This window comes from Alteromonas sp. ABV4_515 (assembly GCF_056160345.1).
The window spans coordinates 98,103-115,121 of the sequence record NZ_JBSWWZ010000010.1 but is presented as its reverse complement, the minus strand read 5'-3'; the positions used below and the strand labels follow the sequence as shown (position 1 = coordinate 115,121).

The 17,019-nt window shown below is 48.3% G+C and carries 13 protein-coding genes and 4 tRNA genes; all 17 read left to right on the top strand.

Going from position 1 to position 17,019, the window contains the following annotated elements:
• Window positions 1–5 precede the first annotated feature (5 nt).
• Window positions 6–1,160, top strand: a complete 1,155-nt coding sequence (locus ACXAGX_RS19665; protein WP_474840463.1) for an efflux RND transporter periplasmic adaptor subunit — start codon at window positions 6–8, stop codon at window positions 1,158–1,160.
• Window positions 1,150–2,496, top strand: a complete 1,347-nt coding sequence (locus tag ACXAGX_RS19660; protein ID WP_474840461.1) for a TolC family protein — start codon at window positions 1,150–1,152, stop codon at window positions 2,494–2,496. The genes ACXAGX_RS19665 and ACXAGX_RS19660 overlap by 11 nt, the downstream gene beginning before the upstream one ends.
• Window positions 2,497–3,981 carry a flippase gene (locus ACXAGX_RS19655; protein ID WP_474840459.1) on the top strand — a complete coding sequence of 495 codons (1,485 nt, stop codon included), beginning with the start codon at window positions 2,497–2,499 and terminating at the stop codon, window positions 3,979–3,981.
• A complete protein-coding gene (locus ACXAGX_RS19650; RefSeq protein ID WP_474840457.1) occupies window positions 3,981–5,288 on the top strand; it encodes a tetratricopeptide repeat protein in 1,308 nt (435 codons plus the stop codon). Before ACXAGX_RS19655 ends, ACXAGX_RS19650 begins: the two co-directional genes overlap by 1 nt.
• A 6-nt stretch (window positions 5,289–5,294) precedes the next feature.
• Entirely contained in the window at window positions 5,295–8,285 is a 2,991-nt protein-coding gene (locus ACXAGX_RS19645; RefSeq protein ID WP_474840455.1) for an ArnT family glycosyltransferase, read from the top strand.
• A gap of 326 nt (window positions 8,286–8,611) precedes the next feature.
• Window positions 8,612–9,835, top strand: coding sequence for a hypothetical protein (locus tag ACXAGX_RS19640; protein WP_474840453.1), 1,224 nt, complete (start codon window positions 8,612–8,614; stop codon window positions 9,833–9,835).
• A gap of 142 nt (window positions 9,836–9,977) precedes the next feature.
• Window positions 9,978–10,535 (top strand): D-glycero-beta-D-manno-heptose 1,7-bisphosphate 7-phosphatase, encoded by a 558-nt coding sequence (gmhB, locus tag ACXAGX_RS19635; RefSeq protein WP_474840451.1) that lies wholly within the window; start codon window positions 9,978–9,980, stop codon window positions 10,533–10,535.
• Window positions 10,536–10,659: 124 nt separating this feature from the next.
• Window positions 10,660–11,649 (top strand): UDP-N-acetylmuramate dehydrogenase, encoded by a 990-nt coding sequence (gene murB / locus ACXAGX_RS19630; protein WP_474840449.1) that lies wholly within the window; start codon window positions 10,660–10,662, stop codon window positions 11,647–11,649.
• Window positions 11,646–12,632: a bifunctional biotin--[acetyl-CoA-carboxylase] ligase/biotin operon repressor BirA gene (gene birA / locus ACXAGX_RS19625; protein ID WP_070125205.1), complete on the top strand. Its 987-nt coding sequence runs from the start codon at window positions 11,646–11,648 to the stop codon at window positions 12,630–12,632. Before murB ends, birA begins: the two co-directional genes overlap by 4 nt.
• 16 nt (window positions 12,633–12,648) lie before the next feature.
• Window positions 12,649–13,362 (top strand): type III pantothenate kinase, encoded by a 714-nt coding sequence (locus ACXAGX_RS19620; protein WP_474840447.1) that lies wholly within the window; start codon window positions 12,649–12,651, stop codon window positions 13,360–13,362.
• A gap of 117 nt (window positions 13,363–13,479) precedes the next feature.
• Window positions 13,480–13,555 (top strand) — tRNA-Thr (locus ACXAGX_RS19615).
• Between the two features lie 13 nt (window positions 13,556–13,568).
• Window positions 13,569–13,653, top strand: a tRNA-Tyr gene (locus tag ACXAGX_RS19610).
• Window positions 13,654–13,687: 34 nt separating this feature from the next.
• Window positions 13,688–13,762: transfer RNA gene (locus ACXAGX_RS19605), tRNA-Gly, on the top strand.
• A gap of 7 nt (window positions 13,763–13,769) precedes the next feature.
• A tRNA-Thr gene (locus ACXAGX_RS19600) sits at window positions 13,770–13,845 on the top strand.
• A 73-nt stretch (window positions 13,846–13,918) separates the two neighbouring features.
• Window positions 13,919–15,103, top strand: coding sequence for an elongation factor Tu (gene tuf, locus ACXAGX_RS19595; RefSeq protein ID WP_474825098.1), 1,185 nt, complete (start codon window positions 13,919–13,921; stop codon window positions 15,101–15,103).
• A 183-nt stretch (window positions 15,104–15,286) separates the two neighbouring features.
• A complete protein-coding gene (locus ACXAGX_RS19590; protein WP_474825099.1) occupies window positions 15,287–15,739 on the top strand; it encodes a hypothetical protein in 453 nt (150 codons plus the stop codon).
• Window positions 15,720–16,997 carry a hypothetical protein gene (locus ACXAGX_RS19585; RefSeq protein WP_474840445.1) on the top strand — a complete coding sequence of 426 codons (1,278 nt, stop codon included), beginning with the start codon at window positions 15,720–15,722 and terminating at the stop codon, window positions 16,995–16,997. Before ACXAGX_RS19590 ends, ACXAGX_RS19585 begins: the two co-directional genes overlap by 20 nt.
• The last annotated feature ends 22 nt before the right edge of the window (window positions 16,998–17,019 follow it).

Here is a 17,019-nt window from a genome sequence, read left to right as displayed (position 1 = left end):
CTGTTATGGAAGAGACAAGTAAAAAAACAAAATCGGAAAAAGTCATTTCCGTCGCTTTGTTATTGGTGCTACTCATTGCACTGGTAGGCATGGGGGCATGGGCGATGAAAATCGTATCTTCACACCTTAAAGCCACCAGTCCATCCTTTGCCCGGGATAAAAATGCGCCAATACCGGTCAAAATTGTGCGCGCAGAATCAGCGCCGGTGTCCTCAAACCTGGTTACTCAGGCAGTGTTAGTAGAGAATCAGAGTCTGCCTGTTTACCCGGGATTTCAGGCTATGGTTGAAACCGTACATGTGGAAACCGGTGAACTGGTGAAGCAAGGTCAGCCGCTGGTGTCTTTCTATCCTGATCTGATTAAAGCCAAGCTCGAACTGGCTGAGTCTATGGTGGAGATTGCCGAAGAAGAAAATAGTGCAGCCCAGGATAACTTTGAAAAAGTACAAGCATTGTTTCGTAAGAAGCTGGTGGGGCAAGACGAACTGTCCAAAGCGGCACTTGCCGCGAAACAGGCCAAATCCTCGCTGCTGACCAACCAGTACGAACTGCAAACTGCAAAATCTGATTACTCGCAGATAACCATAAACGCACCGGTTGGCGGCGTTGTTACCTCCGTTAGCGCATTTGCCAATACCACGGCAAGAACTTCCTCGCCGCTGATCACCCTGAGCGTTACCAATCCTATTTATGTTGAAGCGAAAGTTGCTCAACGGTTTTATGCTGAGTTGGCGCTAGGTCAGGCGGTGGATGTCAGTCTTGATGCGTTTCCGGAGCAGACCTTTTCGGCCAGCATACTTAGAATTGGCAGCGAGGTAGACGAGCAGTCTGACGCACTTTCCGTGTTTGCTCGTCTGGACAATCCGGATCTGATATTGCGTCCGGGCATGGGCGGGGTCGCCTCGATAAAATTACTTGAGCAGGGTCAAGACGCTGTTCGTATTCCCGCTATCGCATTGCTTGGTAGCGACGGACGTAATGCATTTGTGTTCGCCGTGGATGAGAGTAAAACCGCAAGACTCAATGAAGTAACACTTACTGGCTATGAGCAGGGCTATGTAGGTATTCGTAGTGGCCTCAAAGCTGGACAGGACGTGGTTGTTGTTGGACAACAGGCATTAAAAGATGGAGATAAAGTGGAGGTTGGCGATGCGCTTTAATGGTTTGGTTGGATTAGTCGGGCTGACGGCGTTTTCAGTATCAGCAGACGTAGTGATCCCATCGTTTGAGCGGGTTTCTGTATTGGTTTGTGAAGGAAGTGACGTTACTGCAGCTGCGAAAGCGCAGCTCGATGTGGCGCAGGAGCGGGTAGCAACTGGAGAGGTAGCCAAATGGATGCCTGATCTCACGGTTGGCGTAGATGTCTACGCAGCCCGGGGGGAGCCCACCAGCTTCTTCGCCATCGAAAACGGACCAGTGCAGGATCCCGCCATCCCCAATGTGTATGAAAAAGGTCAGGCGTGGCTGGGCAAAGTCGATATGAAGTGGGGACTTTACCGTGATGGTCGCTGGTTGGGCGAAGATGGTTTGGCAGAATACCAGAACCAGTCTGGCTACGATGTTGCCATGGCGCAGTTATCGTCTGCCCAGCAGGATGCTTATAAGCTGGTAAGTCAGTATTACTTCAACGCTTTAACCTACAGTGCCCAGATTGATTTGCTTGAGCCTGTCACTAATCAACGCCACAAACAGTTAGATAACATGAACGCCACGCTGGAAGCGGGGGTGACGACCGCCGACGATCTGGTTGCTGCTCGTGCGGGTTACTACAACTTAAAACAAAAGCTGACCGATGCCTACCGTCAGCGAGAAATGAGTATTCGTTATCTGTCTCTGCTAACAGGCCAAGATGTCACCTTAACGGCATTTGAAGACGGTAAAGCCAATAAGGAACTTCGCAGCGTCATCGAAAAAGAAGTTGAAATCGGTGATATCAATACGCTCATTGGCGCCCAACCAGATATCAGCATGCTGCGTGCCCAGCTCGAACTCGAACATCAAAAGCTGGCCACCCAGCGCGGTAAGCTAAAGCCATCGATGAATCTATATTTAAAACTGCGAAGCGGGGATAACTTCGAGTCTGCCGTAAGAAAGGACTACGGAGAAGTGGGGTTATCATTTGAATATCCGCTGGGTGCCATACCTGCCAATTATGGTGAATCCCGTAGTCTACAAAAATCCATCACAGCGGTGAGCACTGAACTTAAATATCTTGAAAAGGTGAAGGCACTGCAAGCCGAGGCTATAAAAAATGGTATCGACAGTGCCCGTAGCAAGATAGAAGTCGCTGAAATGGAGTTGGCCAGGCGCGAGCAGGTTTGGCAGAGCGAGCAGGAAAGGGTAGGAAGTGGTTTAAATAGTCTGGAAGCACTTATTCAGGCGGAAGATGACCGTATCAATGCTTATTTGAATCTTCTGGGCGCCTTTAATGCCGCATGGATGAACTATGTGGATGCTGTGCTATTTACTAATACCGCCTGTGGTAGCCAAGGCTAAATGAGCGGTAACGGAAACGTCGCTAAAAATCTGCTTTACGTTTTCGCCAGTGAAGGCGTGGGCGGTGTACTCAGTTTTCTGATCCTACTGCTGTGCGCCAGTTTACTGGGTGTTGAAGCGTTTGGTGTGTTTTCCTTTATTCTGGCCATTACCAGTGTCTGTCAGCTGGTGGCTGATTTCGGTCTTACAAATTTAATCGTCCGCGAGGTCGCCAAAGATAAAAGCAAAACTGCTTATATTATGGGGAATGTGCTTACGCTGGCGTGGTGTTTGTCGGCCATCATGTTTGTAATCATTACTCTTGTTGGCTGGGGGCTACTCGATTCAATAACCTCGTGGTATGCCTGCATCATCATGGCGGCAGCAGTACTTGCTACTTACCATTCCGTCGTTTATTCGTCGGTATGCCGGGCGTTTGAAGAAATGGGTTACAACGCGTTTTGCTTTGTCGCGCATAAAATCATTTTGCTGGCCCTGGCCTGGTGGTGGGGTGGCCCGTCATCGCCATTTAATTCCCCCTTACTGGGTATTTGCTTCGCCTATCTGGTCGCCAATTTGTTGCAGTACCTGTTCTTCTTTATGGTGGTTTCGTTACGCTTCGTAACGATCCGCTTTGGTCGCGACTGGCAGTATGCACTGTCTTTGTTTCGTGCTGCCGTGCCGGTGGGTGCATCCATGGTCATTCGTCGTCTAACGCTGCAAGTGGATGTGCTGATCCTGTCGTTGATGCTGGGCGCTACCGCCGTCGGCGTGTTCAGCGCTGCCTACAAAGTAGTGCAGATGATCGACATGATTCCCTTCGCTTTATGTTTGCCATTGTTCCCGGCCTTTTCCCGGCTTGCCGCGGGCGACGCAGAGCAATTGAATGCATTTTTTCTTTTGTGCCTTAAAGGGTTTGTTCTGCTGGCGCTGCCACTAACCGGGTACCTTTTCATTTCAGCGGATAGCCTGGTTAACCTGTTCTATGCGGATGAATTCGCAGAGGCCGGTGGATTACTTCGCGTTCTGGCGTTCACCGTATTTGGCCTGTTTATTAATATGCTGTTGAGCTACTTGTTTGTGGCTCTTAATCATCAGCGCTTTTACTTACTTGCGGCACTGGGGTGTTTAGCCGTGAATGCGCTTGCTGACGTTGTCCTTATTCCGCTGGTGGGTGTGCAGGGAGCAGCATGGGGAACGCTGTGCGGGGAGCTTTGCTATTTTATACTGGCTCTGAAATTCCTGAAGTGCTGTGAAATTACCGTTAATTGGTTCTCACTTTGTTGGCGTCCGGCATTCATTTCTATTTTATGTTGTTTACCTGCTTTGTTGTGGTTACCTCAAACGTTCTGGGACCAGATAATTTTCACCGTCGTATTTTTCTTTTTGTATTTAGTAGGGCTGTTTGCATTCAGAGTTTTCAGTGTTCAGGACGTCTCAGCGCTGGTAGCCCGTTTTACCAACCGGCAGTCGTCAACGCCGTCGGCGAGTGAAGGCAGCGCGTGATGAAAGCTGTAGCGACGTTGTCATTTCGTTCTCTCATTCATCGGGCCCTATCGCCGTTACGATTTGCTGAGAATTATCCGGCACTACTGCTTGCAGGTGCCTTGCTTATGTTGGGGATGTCTGGCGTGTGGGTGAATATGCCACTTTCCGGTAGTAGTCGTTTAGCTGCGCTGACCCCCGCAACCCGAGATATCCTATTGCTTTCAGCAGGTTTGATGGGGCTGTTTCTTTTGGCCACAGCGATGAAAAGGCCATTGGTACGCCTTGTCATTGCGCTAAGCCTTTTTGGGTTTGTTTTCACCCTTGCCCAGCAAGTTAGCTTTTTCGACGGCGCTCATTTACTGCAATATATCACCGAAAGTACGCAGTTCCGGGAAATGCAGCATGTACTAGCGCTGCACGATGTACCAAACGCCGGGCGGTCAGTGGAAACGCCGCTGGTATTCGACGCTTACGCATTTTCCGACCGCCTCGCTGCCACAACAGGCATACTGGGTTGGGGACCAAAACTTGCCTTGTTAATGACGGTTCTGCTTACCGTATATGCCTGGGCCAAAGTCCATCGCTGGTTGCATAGTTCTTTAATTGTGGTTGTGTTTATTGCTGCGCTTGTACTATTAAATGGCACCGGTTCAGTACTGCTGGCTTACCTGAAACTCAATCAGGGTATTCGGGACTTAAATGACAATAAGGTGGAAAGTGCCATCGTGCAGCTGGCAGAGGTCACAGAGCTGGACCCGGTTATAGCATTCTCTACAGGCTTTCCTCTACTGAAATCTTACGTGGCGTATCAGGTAGAAGGGCCTGAATCTCCCTTGGCAAGTGCTTATGTGATGAGCCAGCGCCTGGCGGCCAATGATTTCAACGGCGTGCTTACGCTTCACGATGTATTGCTGAGAACGAAGAATCACGCCGTGCTGCGTGATAATGCAATGGACCGCGTGGAAGTTGCAATGACTCAGACAGCGCTGAATCGAATGGCATTACTGGCATTGTGGGACAACGATTGGTATCGCGCGGAAGATTACTATCAACAGGGGCTGCAAATAGGGCGAAATGCTGCATCTGAACTTGCGCTGCTGTATATCTATAAGGAGACCCGCCAGCATGAAGCCTGTAATCTGTTGGCGGACAATCTGATCCCTGCGATCAGCAACCGCTCCGTTGAAGCAGATATCTGGACCACAAAGGGGGATTGCCTGGTGGCCAGTGGACGCATTCTTGAAGCCCGTGACGCTTATGAACATTCCATTCAGTTAGACAGCGATAAAAACTACCGGGCGGTTAAAGGCCTGAGTGGCTCCTGAGGCAGTATGATGAACCGAGGATCACTAAAGCTGGCCCCAGCATTCTTATTCATCTGTCTCGTACTGCTCTTTGGCTATCTTAAATCTGTAGATGAGGCGAATACGCGGTATCCGGTGCAGTGGAACGGTTCACAGTGGTTGAGTACCAACGATCCTACTGCAAATGGTTATTTTCGCGCAGCGGTAGATCTTGCTGATGTGCCCGAACGGGCGGTACTCACCGTGTCTGGCTCCGACAATATCGTGGTGTATGTGAATGGCCGTAAAGCACAGGAAAAACGTGCACGGTCCATGTTGCCTACCGCGGTTATTGATGTATCACCGTGGCTGAAAAGTGGGCGAAACCTGCTTGCTTTTGAAGTAAACAAAGCGACGTTTCCGAAGGGCGTTCAGCTAAGGTACGAGCTGGCAACGATAAACCATGCAGGATTACTACAGTATTTTTATTCAGGGCAACACGTGAAAGTGGCGAGTCGGTTGCCTCCTGTACAAAGTCAGCTTACCTGGTCAGATAGCAGCTATGATGATGTTCGTTGGAAAAACGCGACTATTGAGTCGCACCGGCAACCCCCCGCGCAACTCAATGTGTCTAACGATTTATTTCTTACACTGCCTCGTCCTGACATGCTGACAGTGTTTGGTGAGAACTTTTGGACAGTCAGTGTGTCTGGAAACCTGCAGGTATCTGATGCCACTCGTCAAGCCTGGTTTGCCATCGCCAGTTCCGTGCCTTTCGAGGTGGTGGTGAATGGAGTCAGCGCTGGCATGTATTCCGCCAGCGATAATTTGCTTGAATTAACCAGCTTTCGTTCCCGGTTGCACGCGGGTGACAACACCATCCAGTTTTTGTTTTTTACCGGCGGAATGCCACCTCAAATAGCAGGGGGGCTCATTATTGAAGAAAGTGGTGTTGTTAGCACCTGCTATATTGAACCGCAATGGTTAATAGAACGCGATGCTGCCTCTACCTATATCAATCCAGATATCACCGCTGCAAAAAAAGCCTTGCCACCTTTGTCGCTGGCGCTGTCGTCAGAGCAACCGATATTTCAGATGGCTGTCAATGAGGCATTTTCCGCACCGCCTCTTGCGCAGATCATGCCCTGGCTACCGGTACTGGCCATACTGCTTTTTACATTAGGAGCCGTGGCCGGTGGTCGCCTTGCTGGACTGAACGGTTCACAAATTCTCGACAGCTTCTTTCTACCGGGGCTCATCGGCACATTGTCGCTGGTTGTTGCCTGGCTGGTGGCACAAGACGTACGTTTTTCAGCCAGAGAGATATTTGCGTGGTCGAATCTACTACTTCTCATGCTGATCTGGGCCATGCTTACTTTGGCCTCGATGATTCAAACCTGGCTTCATCGACCCGCCGTAGCCACTGTTCCAATTGATCGTCAGCAAGAACCGAGTCTTGGGCTCATCAACCACTATTTGTTCTGGCTTGTTGCCGTAGCGATAGTTGCCATAGCATGTTTACTGCGAGTCGAAGGCATGGGGCAGCAGGCGTTAACGGTGGATGAAGCCACAATAGCCGGGTTTGCCCGTGGTGTACTCGAGCGCGGCTATCCGTATTTGATGGTAGGCGGCATGGAAGTGGAATTGGCCACGTATGAACTGGTGCCTTATTTTCTGGCTGCGTCAGTATCGATAGTGGGTTACAGCGATATTGGCCTGCGCATCCCGGCACTGTTGTTCGGTACTGCAACCTGTGGGGTAATCATCTATTGTGGTTCAAAATGGTTTAATCGCATAACCGGACTGATCGCCGGTTTGCTCTATGCCGTGTCGCCCTGGGCGATTTATTGGGCACAGAATTGTTTTCACCCTTCGCAAATCCAGTTTTTCAATTTGCTTACGCTGATCGTGTTTTATCGGTTACTGAGCAGCGACAATATCAGTATTCGTCTCGCCGTGTTTTCTGCTTTAGCGTTTGCCTTCAGCTATTTTAGCTGGGAAGGGTCTGGTCTTGTATTGCCGGTTATGGTGGTAGTAGCTCTTATTATGCGATGGGGTGACTGGAAATGGTTCTTCCAGCCCAATCTGTGGATTGCTGCTGTGTTAATTCTGTTCGTCGCCATAGGGCAGGGTATAAGGCGTGTGCTTTTGCAGGAGCCTTACATCATGGTTGGCTATGGTAAAAGTGACACGTCAGCGCCGAAACTAACGTTTACCGATCCGTCTTACGATCCGTTCTACTACATTCAGAATTTTTTCTTTACCGAATTCAACCTGGCACTAAGCCTATTCTTTGTCGTTGGTTTGGTCATGATGTTTTATCAACGGAGGCTGAGTTTCGTGATGCTGTTTGTGGTAACGGCTTATCTGTCGCTGACAAACTTATTAGGCTTTTATAATGCCCACTATTTCTACTTTGTGTTGCCGGTATTTTTGCTGGCAGTGGCCGCCGTATTTACCTATTCAGTGAAAGGGCTACAGCGCGTAGGGCAACGCATTTCTGGCGCGACCGGAAACCTGCAATCTGGAATCGCCATTACGTTGCTTACGCTTCTATTGTTCTTACCTGCCACGTCTGGGCTGATGCACATTTACCGTTTCATGGGTGATAACATCGACCAAATGCGAGTGGACTACCGCCCAGGTCTTGCAGGTGTTGATGGCAGAACGGTTTCCCTCGCACTGAAGCAGTATCAGCGCGAAGGCGATGTGGTGATGTCCACTATCCCCCTTGTATCAGAGCACTACGCTAAAGAGAAGGGCAGTTACTTCATTCAAACTATTACCGACCGTAAAGTGGTGTACGACACCGTTCGGCAGTCACCTTACTACGTTGATAAATTTGTCGGTAATCCGGTACTTCGTTCAAAGCAGGAATTGCAGGATGTATTACAGCAGCATGAGCGAGTGCTATTTGTGGCTGCGCCAGTAAGAGGCCTTAATCGCATAATAGACGCTGAAACGCTCGAATATATCAATACACATATGACCGTGGTGGCAGAAAGTTATGACAGTCGACTATATCTGTGGGAAAAGTGATTATGGTGGTAATTTTATCACGCTGACCTTCTCACTTGCTTACCTGACGTTATTTTTGGCAATACGTAATTCGCTGGAGATTGCTACCTTGCTATTCTGATTTTTAATGCTCTGATTGGGCGTGAACCGAAAAAAACATTATGATCATGGGCTTTCTTTCTGACCCTGTTTTCCCACTTTTATCCGACTAGAAAGTCCCTGTTTTTTGTACCTCCCAAAGGTATGTTTTCCTCTATACCTACGTATCTGTAGGAAGATTTATAGAACTTCATTGGTCAACTTTAATTCGCAGCGTACCGTGTTTCGTATCGATAAGGTTGACCATTATGAAAGTTCGACTCCATTTACCCATCATTAGTGTATTAACCTCGCTTAGTATTACCTTGCTGAGTGCGGTCAATCTGGTTCAGGCCGCCGAGGCTACAGAGACTGTTGTCACGGCGGAAGAAGCCAGGTCGCTCTCAGCGGTAGACCGTCGTCATGAACGGAAACTCAAACGTAAAATGCGAAGAGGACGTCAGCCAGCACCAGCACCCGCTCCTGAGCCAGAACCTGAACCCGAGCCGCAGCCTGCTCCTGAGCCGGATGTAAAGGCAATGCCTGAAGGAATTTATCATAGCGCTGGCGTGATCACGCGGAATCATCGCGGTGGTACACTGGTGCGGGAAGGTATTAACGACCAGGCGCACATGAGCGGCACTTTGGTAAGAGTTGAATGGGCAGCTATCAACACAGCGCCAGGGGTATTTAATTTCTCTATTATCAGCAATGAGCTGGAAAAAGCGGCAGAACTGAATTCTGCGATTAATCTGGCCATTCTTGATAGTTTTGCCATGCCGGATTTTGTACTCGCTGCCTGTGAAACTTTCGATTTCAATTTCCGCCGTCAGGCAAAGACCACTTGTTTACCTTGGGATACTGATTACCAAGCGTATAAATCACAGCTGGTGGCTGCCCTTGGACAGCAATTCGACAGCCATCCCAATTTAGCGGGGGTCTATTTCTCTTACGCTGCGATGACGAATGGCATTGAAATGCACTGGCGTGTGAGTGAAACGGAATTTACTGCGGCCGGTTATACCAAAGCGCGTTTACTGAATAGCTACAACACCATCATGGATATGTACAACGCGGCGTTTCCGAGCACATCGATTATCATGGAGGTACATGAAGTCTTTCGCTCGCCAACGTTGGCTGAGAACGCTTTCGACTATTGTCAGGCCACGATGGGGTCTCGCTGCGGTGTCGCTATCTGGTGGTGTAGTTCGCGCATGGCAACGAACCCCCGCGAGTCTGAGTACAGTGTTTATCACATTGCACAACAGGCGACAGAGCTGAGCTTTGCTGTATGTCAGTCTATTGGTAGCTTTACAGAATCTCCTGAGCGCTTCGACAGTGGACAAGGTTGGACTACCGAGGAAGCATTTATTCACGAGATGTCGTTCTTTATTAATGAAGGGTTTCGTAATTTCGAGCTATGGAGTAACGATATCAGTAACCCGGCACTTATCGATATCCTACACAGCCAGGTATTACCTGAATTAAATTAACCAACTCCTCAAAGGGCAGCGAAATCCGCTGCTCTTTCGTTTTGCACATAGCGATTAAACAATACTCGCTGGCAGTCTCACCTTAATCCTGTCGCGATTATTGCGTATAATGCCCCACTCGATTTAAACAAATACGGTATCTATGACTAACCGGGCTTTTTTCCTCGACCGTGACGGTGTAATCAATATCGATCACGGCTATGTTTGCCACCCTGAACAATTTGATTTTGTACCAGGAGTTTTTGAAGCCTGTAAGAAGATTATCGAACAAGGTTATTTGATTGTGGTGGTGACGAATCAGGCAGGTATTGGTCGTGGCTACTACACCGAAGATGAGTTTCTCGCATTGACCGCCTGGATGAAGCAGGAATTCGCCCGTCGCCAGATTACTATTGCTGACGTTCGCTTCTGTCCACACCATGCTACGCACGGTCGGGGCAAGTACCTGAAAGATTGTGAAAACCGTAAACCCAACCCCGGCATGTTGATAGCGGCTGCTCAGGAGCACCAAATCGATTTATCCCGCTCTGTCATGGTGGGAGACAAAACCTCTGATATGGAAGCTGGGCAACGGGCTGGTATTTCTGCTTTATATAAAGTGGCGGAAGAACATGCTGACACAATTGAGCAGACAGAATGGGTGAACTGCCACCGATTGGTGGATGCGGTAGCGCACTATTTTACTACCGCCACAGACTGATGATTTGCTGCAGGCCACGTATGGACTTTCAGACTAGGCTTTTTCATCCCTACTGCTACTTTTAATCTCTGGACGGTTCGCCTACCATTGCGAACAGTCATACAAAGAAAATAAAGCTGAATCTGTGCCCTCACTACGTCAACACCACACTTTTCATCTCCCGGCTTCTGGCAGGGAGATAATCTCTTTTTCTTCGCCCGAATTGTTCCGGGCACGCTGGCTGCAATCCGACACCAATTATTTGTTGGGTGGCGGAAGCAATACACTCTTTCTGGAAGACTTCGACGGCCAGGTGTTCATTAATGAAATGCGTGGAATCGAACATGTAGAATCCGATACTCACCACCTCCTTCGTGTAGCCGGCGGTGAGAACTGGCATGCGCTGGTAACTCACTGTTTGGGTAAGGGCTGGTACGGAATGGAAAATCTGGCGCTTATTCCTGGCTCGGTAGGGGCGTCCCCCATTCAAAACATTGGTGCTTATGGTGTGGAAGTGGGGCAATTTATTGCTTCGGTAGAGCTTATCGATATTCAAAGTGGCAAAGCGATAACACTGAATAACAGTGAGTGTGAGTTTGGATACCGCGATAGCGTGTTTAAAAAGGCGTTAGCAGGAAAGACGCTCATTACCCACGTGAATTTCGCATTGCCAAAAGCGTACTCCCCAGTGGTGAGCTACGGTGAGTTGGCTGCGCTTGATAATCCTACTGCGCAACAGGTTTATGATACGGTGATTGCTGTGCGGAAGTCGAAGTTACCCGATCCTGATGAATTGGGGAATGCTGGTAGTTTCTTCAAAAACCCAGTGGTCAGTGTCAGTCATTTTGAGCGCCTTAAAAAAGCGGCATCAAGCATACCTGGTTTTATTGTTGATAACGGCGTAAAAATTCCGGCCGCATGGCTCATCGACCAATGCGGCTTTAAAGGAAAGACCGAAGGTGGCGTTCGCTGCCACATAACGCAGCCCCTTGTGCTCACCAATACTGGTGAAGCCGTTGGCAACGATGTGGTTAAGCTTGCCCGTTCAATTATGGACACCGTGCGTGAGCGTTACGATATTGCATTGGAAGCGGAAGTGCGGCTGGTTGGCCGTAATGGAGTAATCAACCTATGAAGCAGGCATCAAAAATTATTCGTCAGCATATTCTATCATTGCTGGCTGACGGTCAGTTTCATTCTGGCGAACTGATTGCGCAGCAGGTTAACCTGTCACGCACCGCGGTAGCCGGACATATTTCTCAGCTCGCCGATTGGGGGCTGGATGTTTTCAAAGTAAAAGGTAAGGGCTACAGATTGAACCAGGGTTTTGCGTTATTAAGTGCAGAGCATATTAAAAAGCATCTGAGACGTCCGGGCTTGTCGATGATTCAGGTGGAGCCGGTGCTACCTTCCACTAACGCTGAAATGAAACTGCGCATAGCAAAAGCGCGTCATGATTTGGCAGACGGAGACGTTATCCTGGCTGAAGTGCAAACCGACGGGAAAGGTCGCCACGGCAGAAAATGGACTGCGCCGGTTGGGGGCAGCCTTACCATGTCGATGTATTGGTCGTTTCCTGACGGCTACCAAAGCATGGCGGGCCTGTCATTATTAGTGGGCGTTGCTATTTGCGAGGCACTGCGTAAGTTCAATATTGAAGATGCCCAACTTAAGTGGCCTAACGATATTTATTTGAATGGTCGTAAGCTGGCCGGCGTATTAATAGAAGTAGAAGGGCAGATTGGTGCTACGGCCCATAGTGTTATCGGCATCGGGCTAAACGTCAATGTACCAGATACCCAATATGATGTGGGCCAGCCTCACAGCGATCTTACCGGGTATCTGGGCGAAACGCCTGACAGAAACCGACTGGCTGCTGCTGTCATAGAGTCGTTACGCGAGATGCTACCGGAATTTACTCAACAAGGATTCGGCAAGTTCGTACCTTATTGGGAAGCCCTGGATTTGTTTGCCGACAAGAAAATTGTATTGCAAATGGGTGACAAGCGATTCTCTGGTATCGATCGTGGTGTGGACCAAAGTGGGGCACTACTTGTAGAAACTGAAGATGGCATTACGCGATTCCATGGTGGTGAGGTGAGCCTTCGTGGTATCTGAACAACAGGTGTTGCTGGTGGATGCCGGCAACAGTCGAATTAAATCGGTTCTGCTTAATAGTGCGAATGTGTCAGAACCGGACGTTCATCTTTCCCTCGACAGTTTTCTTGGCTGGCTAAAAAACAAAAACTTTTCCCATCTCTACCTTTCCAATGTTGGCAAAAACGACATTTCTGAGCGAATCGCTTCTTTTTGTGTTGAACAAAACGTGGCTTTTATCGAAATTTTTACCGAGAAAGAAAACTTCGGCATTAAAAATCGCTATGAGAATGTATCGAGAATGGGGGTTGATCGTTGGCTTGCCATGGTGGCAGCGCAAGAAATGACCGAAAAACCATTTTGTGTCATTGATGTGGGAACGGCAATTACCTGTGATTTTGTGGTCGATGGTCAACATTTAGGCGGTTGGATTACCCCAGGGTATCATCTTATGCAGGATGCACTGGTTAAAAATACTGCAAGAGTGTTTGCTGAAGAGGCAAAACCCTCCCAACTTGCACCTGGTACTTATACCGAGGAATGTGTCAGTCAGGGATGCCTGGCAGCAGTAAATGGTGTTTATTTGAGCGCTATTGCTCAATTAGCAAGCGAACGACCCGATTTTGCGATAATTATCGGTGGTGGAGACAAAAATATGCTTGCAATAATTGAATCCACTGATACTATCCGTTCCGCGAATTTGGTGGTGCAAGGTCTTGCCCGCTACGCGAGAAGTCAGCTTGTCGCGTAACATTTTTTCGTTGTTTTATAAGCGTTAACCGCTTCAAAAAATAAAACGAAAAAAATTAAAAAAGACACTTGCACAGAGTAACGAGTTACTCTAGAATGCGCACCCACTTGATGAGGAGCCGACTTAGCTCAGTTGGTAGAGCAACTGACTTGTAATCAGTAGGTCGCCAGTTCGATTCCGGCAGTCGGCACCATTCATCAAACTCTGGAGGGGTACCCAAGCGGTCAACGGGAGCAGACTGTAAATCTGCCGGCTCAGCCTTCGCAGGTTCGAATCCTGCCCCCTCCACCACTTTCTTCTATGAGGTGGCCAGAGAATTAGGAACGCGGGCATCGTATAATGGCTATTACCTCAGCCTTCCAAGCTGATGATGCGGGTTCGATTCCCGCTGCCCGCTCCATATCAGTGCTGATATAGCTCAGTTGGTAGAGCGCACCCTTGGTAAGGGTGAGGTCGGCAGTTCAAATCTGCCTATCAGCACCATTTTCTCCCCAGCTCATGTTTAAGTTTGAATATTATTTAATTTTTAACGTAACTTTGCTGGGATACTAGAAAAATGGCAAAAGAAAAGTTTGAACGTACGAAACCCCACGTAAACGTGGGTACTATCGGCCACGTTGACCACGGTAAAACCACTCTGACTGCAGCAATCACTACCGTCCTTTCAAAGACTTACGGTGGTTCAGCTCAGGCTTTCGATCAAATCGATAACGCGCCTGAAGAAAAAGCACGTGGTATCACCATCTCTACTTCACACGTAGAATATGACACGCCTACTCGCCACTACGCGCACGTAGACTGCCCAGGACACGCTGATTACGTTAAAAACATGATCACTGGTGCTGCTCAGATGGACGGCGGTATCCTGGTAGTTGCGGCGACTGATGGTCCTATGCCACAGACTCGTGAGCACATCCTGCTGGGTCGTCAGGTTGGTATCCCTTACATCATCGTATTCATGAATAAATGTGACATGGTTGATGATGAAGAGCTGCTGGAACTGGTTGAGATGGAAGTTCGTGAACTTCTGACTGAATACGAATTCCCAGGCGACGATCTGCCAGTAATCAAAGGTTCTGCTCTGAAAGCTCTTGAAGGCGACGCAGAGTGGGAAAAGAAAATCATCGAACTGGGTGAAGCACTGGATTCTTATATTCCAGAGCCAGAGCGTGCTATCGATAAGCCGTTCATCCTGCCAATCGAAGACGTATTCTCAATCTCAGGCCGTGGTACTGTTGTAACTGGTCGAGTTGAGCAAGGTATCATCAAAGTTGGTGAAGAAGTAGAAATCGTTGGTATCAAAGATACTACCAAGACTACTTGTACCGGTGTTGAAATGTTCCGTAAGCTGCTTGACGAAGGTCGTGCAGGTGAGAACGTTGGTGTTCTGCTTCGTGGTACTAAGCGTGACGACGTTGAGCGTGGTCAAGTACTGGCTAAGCCTGGTTCAATCACTCCTCACACTCAGTTTGAAGCAGAAGTATACGTACTGTCTAAAGATGAAGGCGGTCGTCACACTCCATTCTTCAAAGGTTACCGTCCACAGTTCTACTTCCGTACAACTGACGTAACTGGTGCCGTTGAGCTGCCAGAAGGCGTTGAAATGGTAATGCCTGGCGACAATCTGAAATTCGTTGTAGAGCTGATTGCTCCTATCGCGATGGAAGAAGGTCTGCGCTTCGCAATCCGTGAAGGTGGTCGTACTGTAGGTGCTGGTGTTGTAGCGAAAATCATCAAGTAATTGATGACTACAAACTAGTCCGAAAAAAGGTCGCGAAAGCGGCCTTTTTTGTTTTTGTTCCGCTGTAAAATCTGGCTTTGCCCCTGCTATATCTTTTCTCTTCGCTAAATTAGCGTACTTGCGCTTATCGTCTATAGTTAATTCATCGACTTAAATCCTAATTGCGAGCGCTTTTTTAACGAAATGGCAATTCGTCTGGCTAGCCTCAAACTGCTGTTTGTCTTTGTTGTACTGAGTACTTCGCCTTTTGCCGTGTGTGCAATAAGTGCGGATCAGCAAATAGTGGTGGTGGTGCCATCAACAAGCAAGGTAACAACGCTTTCTAAATCTGAAGTGATTGATTTGTTTATGGGGCGCTTTAGTGAAACCAATAAAGGGCAAGCCCTGGTACCACTAGACTATAAAGCTGAAAGCGAGCTAAAAGGCGATTTTTACCAAACATTAGTTAATCGTTCGTTACGTCAGGTTAATTCCTACTGGTCTCGATTGCTGTTCTCCGGGCGTGCCAGAGCGCCCATTCAAGTTTCTTCTATCGATAATTTGGATGATCTCTTCAAAGATAATCAAAATTATGTCGCTTATGTTCCTATGAATGCTGTTTCGAAGGAGATGAAAATTGTTCTCATACTCGAATAAATGGCTTCTGCTTTTCGCCTTACCGGTACTGTGTTGTGTCGAAACGCGCGCAGATGAAAACGATAACTGGCGCTTCAGCGGGTTTGCAACGGTGGGAGCGAGCTATAGCAGTAACAATGAACTTGCGTTTCGTTCTTCGTATCTGAATAAGCCGAAAAAGCACTTTAATTTACTTACCGACACTTTGGTTGGCTTTCAATTCAATTATCACTTTTCCAGTGACTTTGACATGGTCGTTCAGGCTATTGCTCAGGATCGGGGCGATCATGACATTACCAATTACTTTGAAATGGCATTTTTACGTTATCAGTTCGATCGCAACTGGTCTATGAGAGCGGGGCGAATGAACTACAATGCTTACCTGCTTTCTGAGTATCGAAACGTTAGCTATGCGTATCCCTGGGTGCGTCCGCCGGTAGATTTTTATCTTCCCACTTCATCGGTGTCGTTTGTGGACGGAGCGGAAATTCAATACCGTCACAACAGTGAAAACGGTGTCTGGCAGCATACTTTCGCTGCCGGAGAATCTCAGTCGAACCTGGTAACACTCGACAGCTTCACTACCATCCTCTACGACTATGTGCTTAATGCTACAACGTCTTTTGAGTCTTACGACTGGTCATTCAAAGTAACAGCGTCTTATTTTATGGGTAATAAAACGGAGAGCCGCGGTGCAGACTTTGATGCCATTTACAATGCGTTACTGAATACACCAGACTTTCTCTGGCCAGGTGTTGCTGGTGTTTATGACCATCTGCATATGGACGATGAGCCAATCTATTATCTGTCTATGGGTTACCAGTACAACGATGATGAATGGATGTTCATGACAGAATTGGTTGGAATGAATTCGGAGTGGACGTTGCTGTCTCCTTATCTTGCAGGTTATTTAAGCGTCGGCTATCGGTTTGGAGAGCTGCTGCCCTATGTAACGGTTGCTGCAATCAAGCCACTGGAATCTCCCAAGCAGCTACCGACGCCTGCTTATGAGCGCGCGCCAGATTTGGCAACTGCAGAAAGCCTGGCACAGCTGTCTTTTATTACACAAAGCATTTCCGATGCAATTACGCAGAAACAGCAATCGCTGGGTGTGGGCGTACGATGGGACTTCACTGAAGAGTCAGCCCTGAAATTTCAGTATGATCACTACTGGATACGTGTGCCTGGATACGCCTTGTGGGGCTCATCGGTGGGGCAGCAGATAACCGGCGATCAGAACAGCAACGTTATCAGTGTAACTTACAGTACCACTTTCTAAATGTAGCCGGACTGAACAGGTT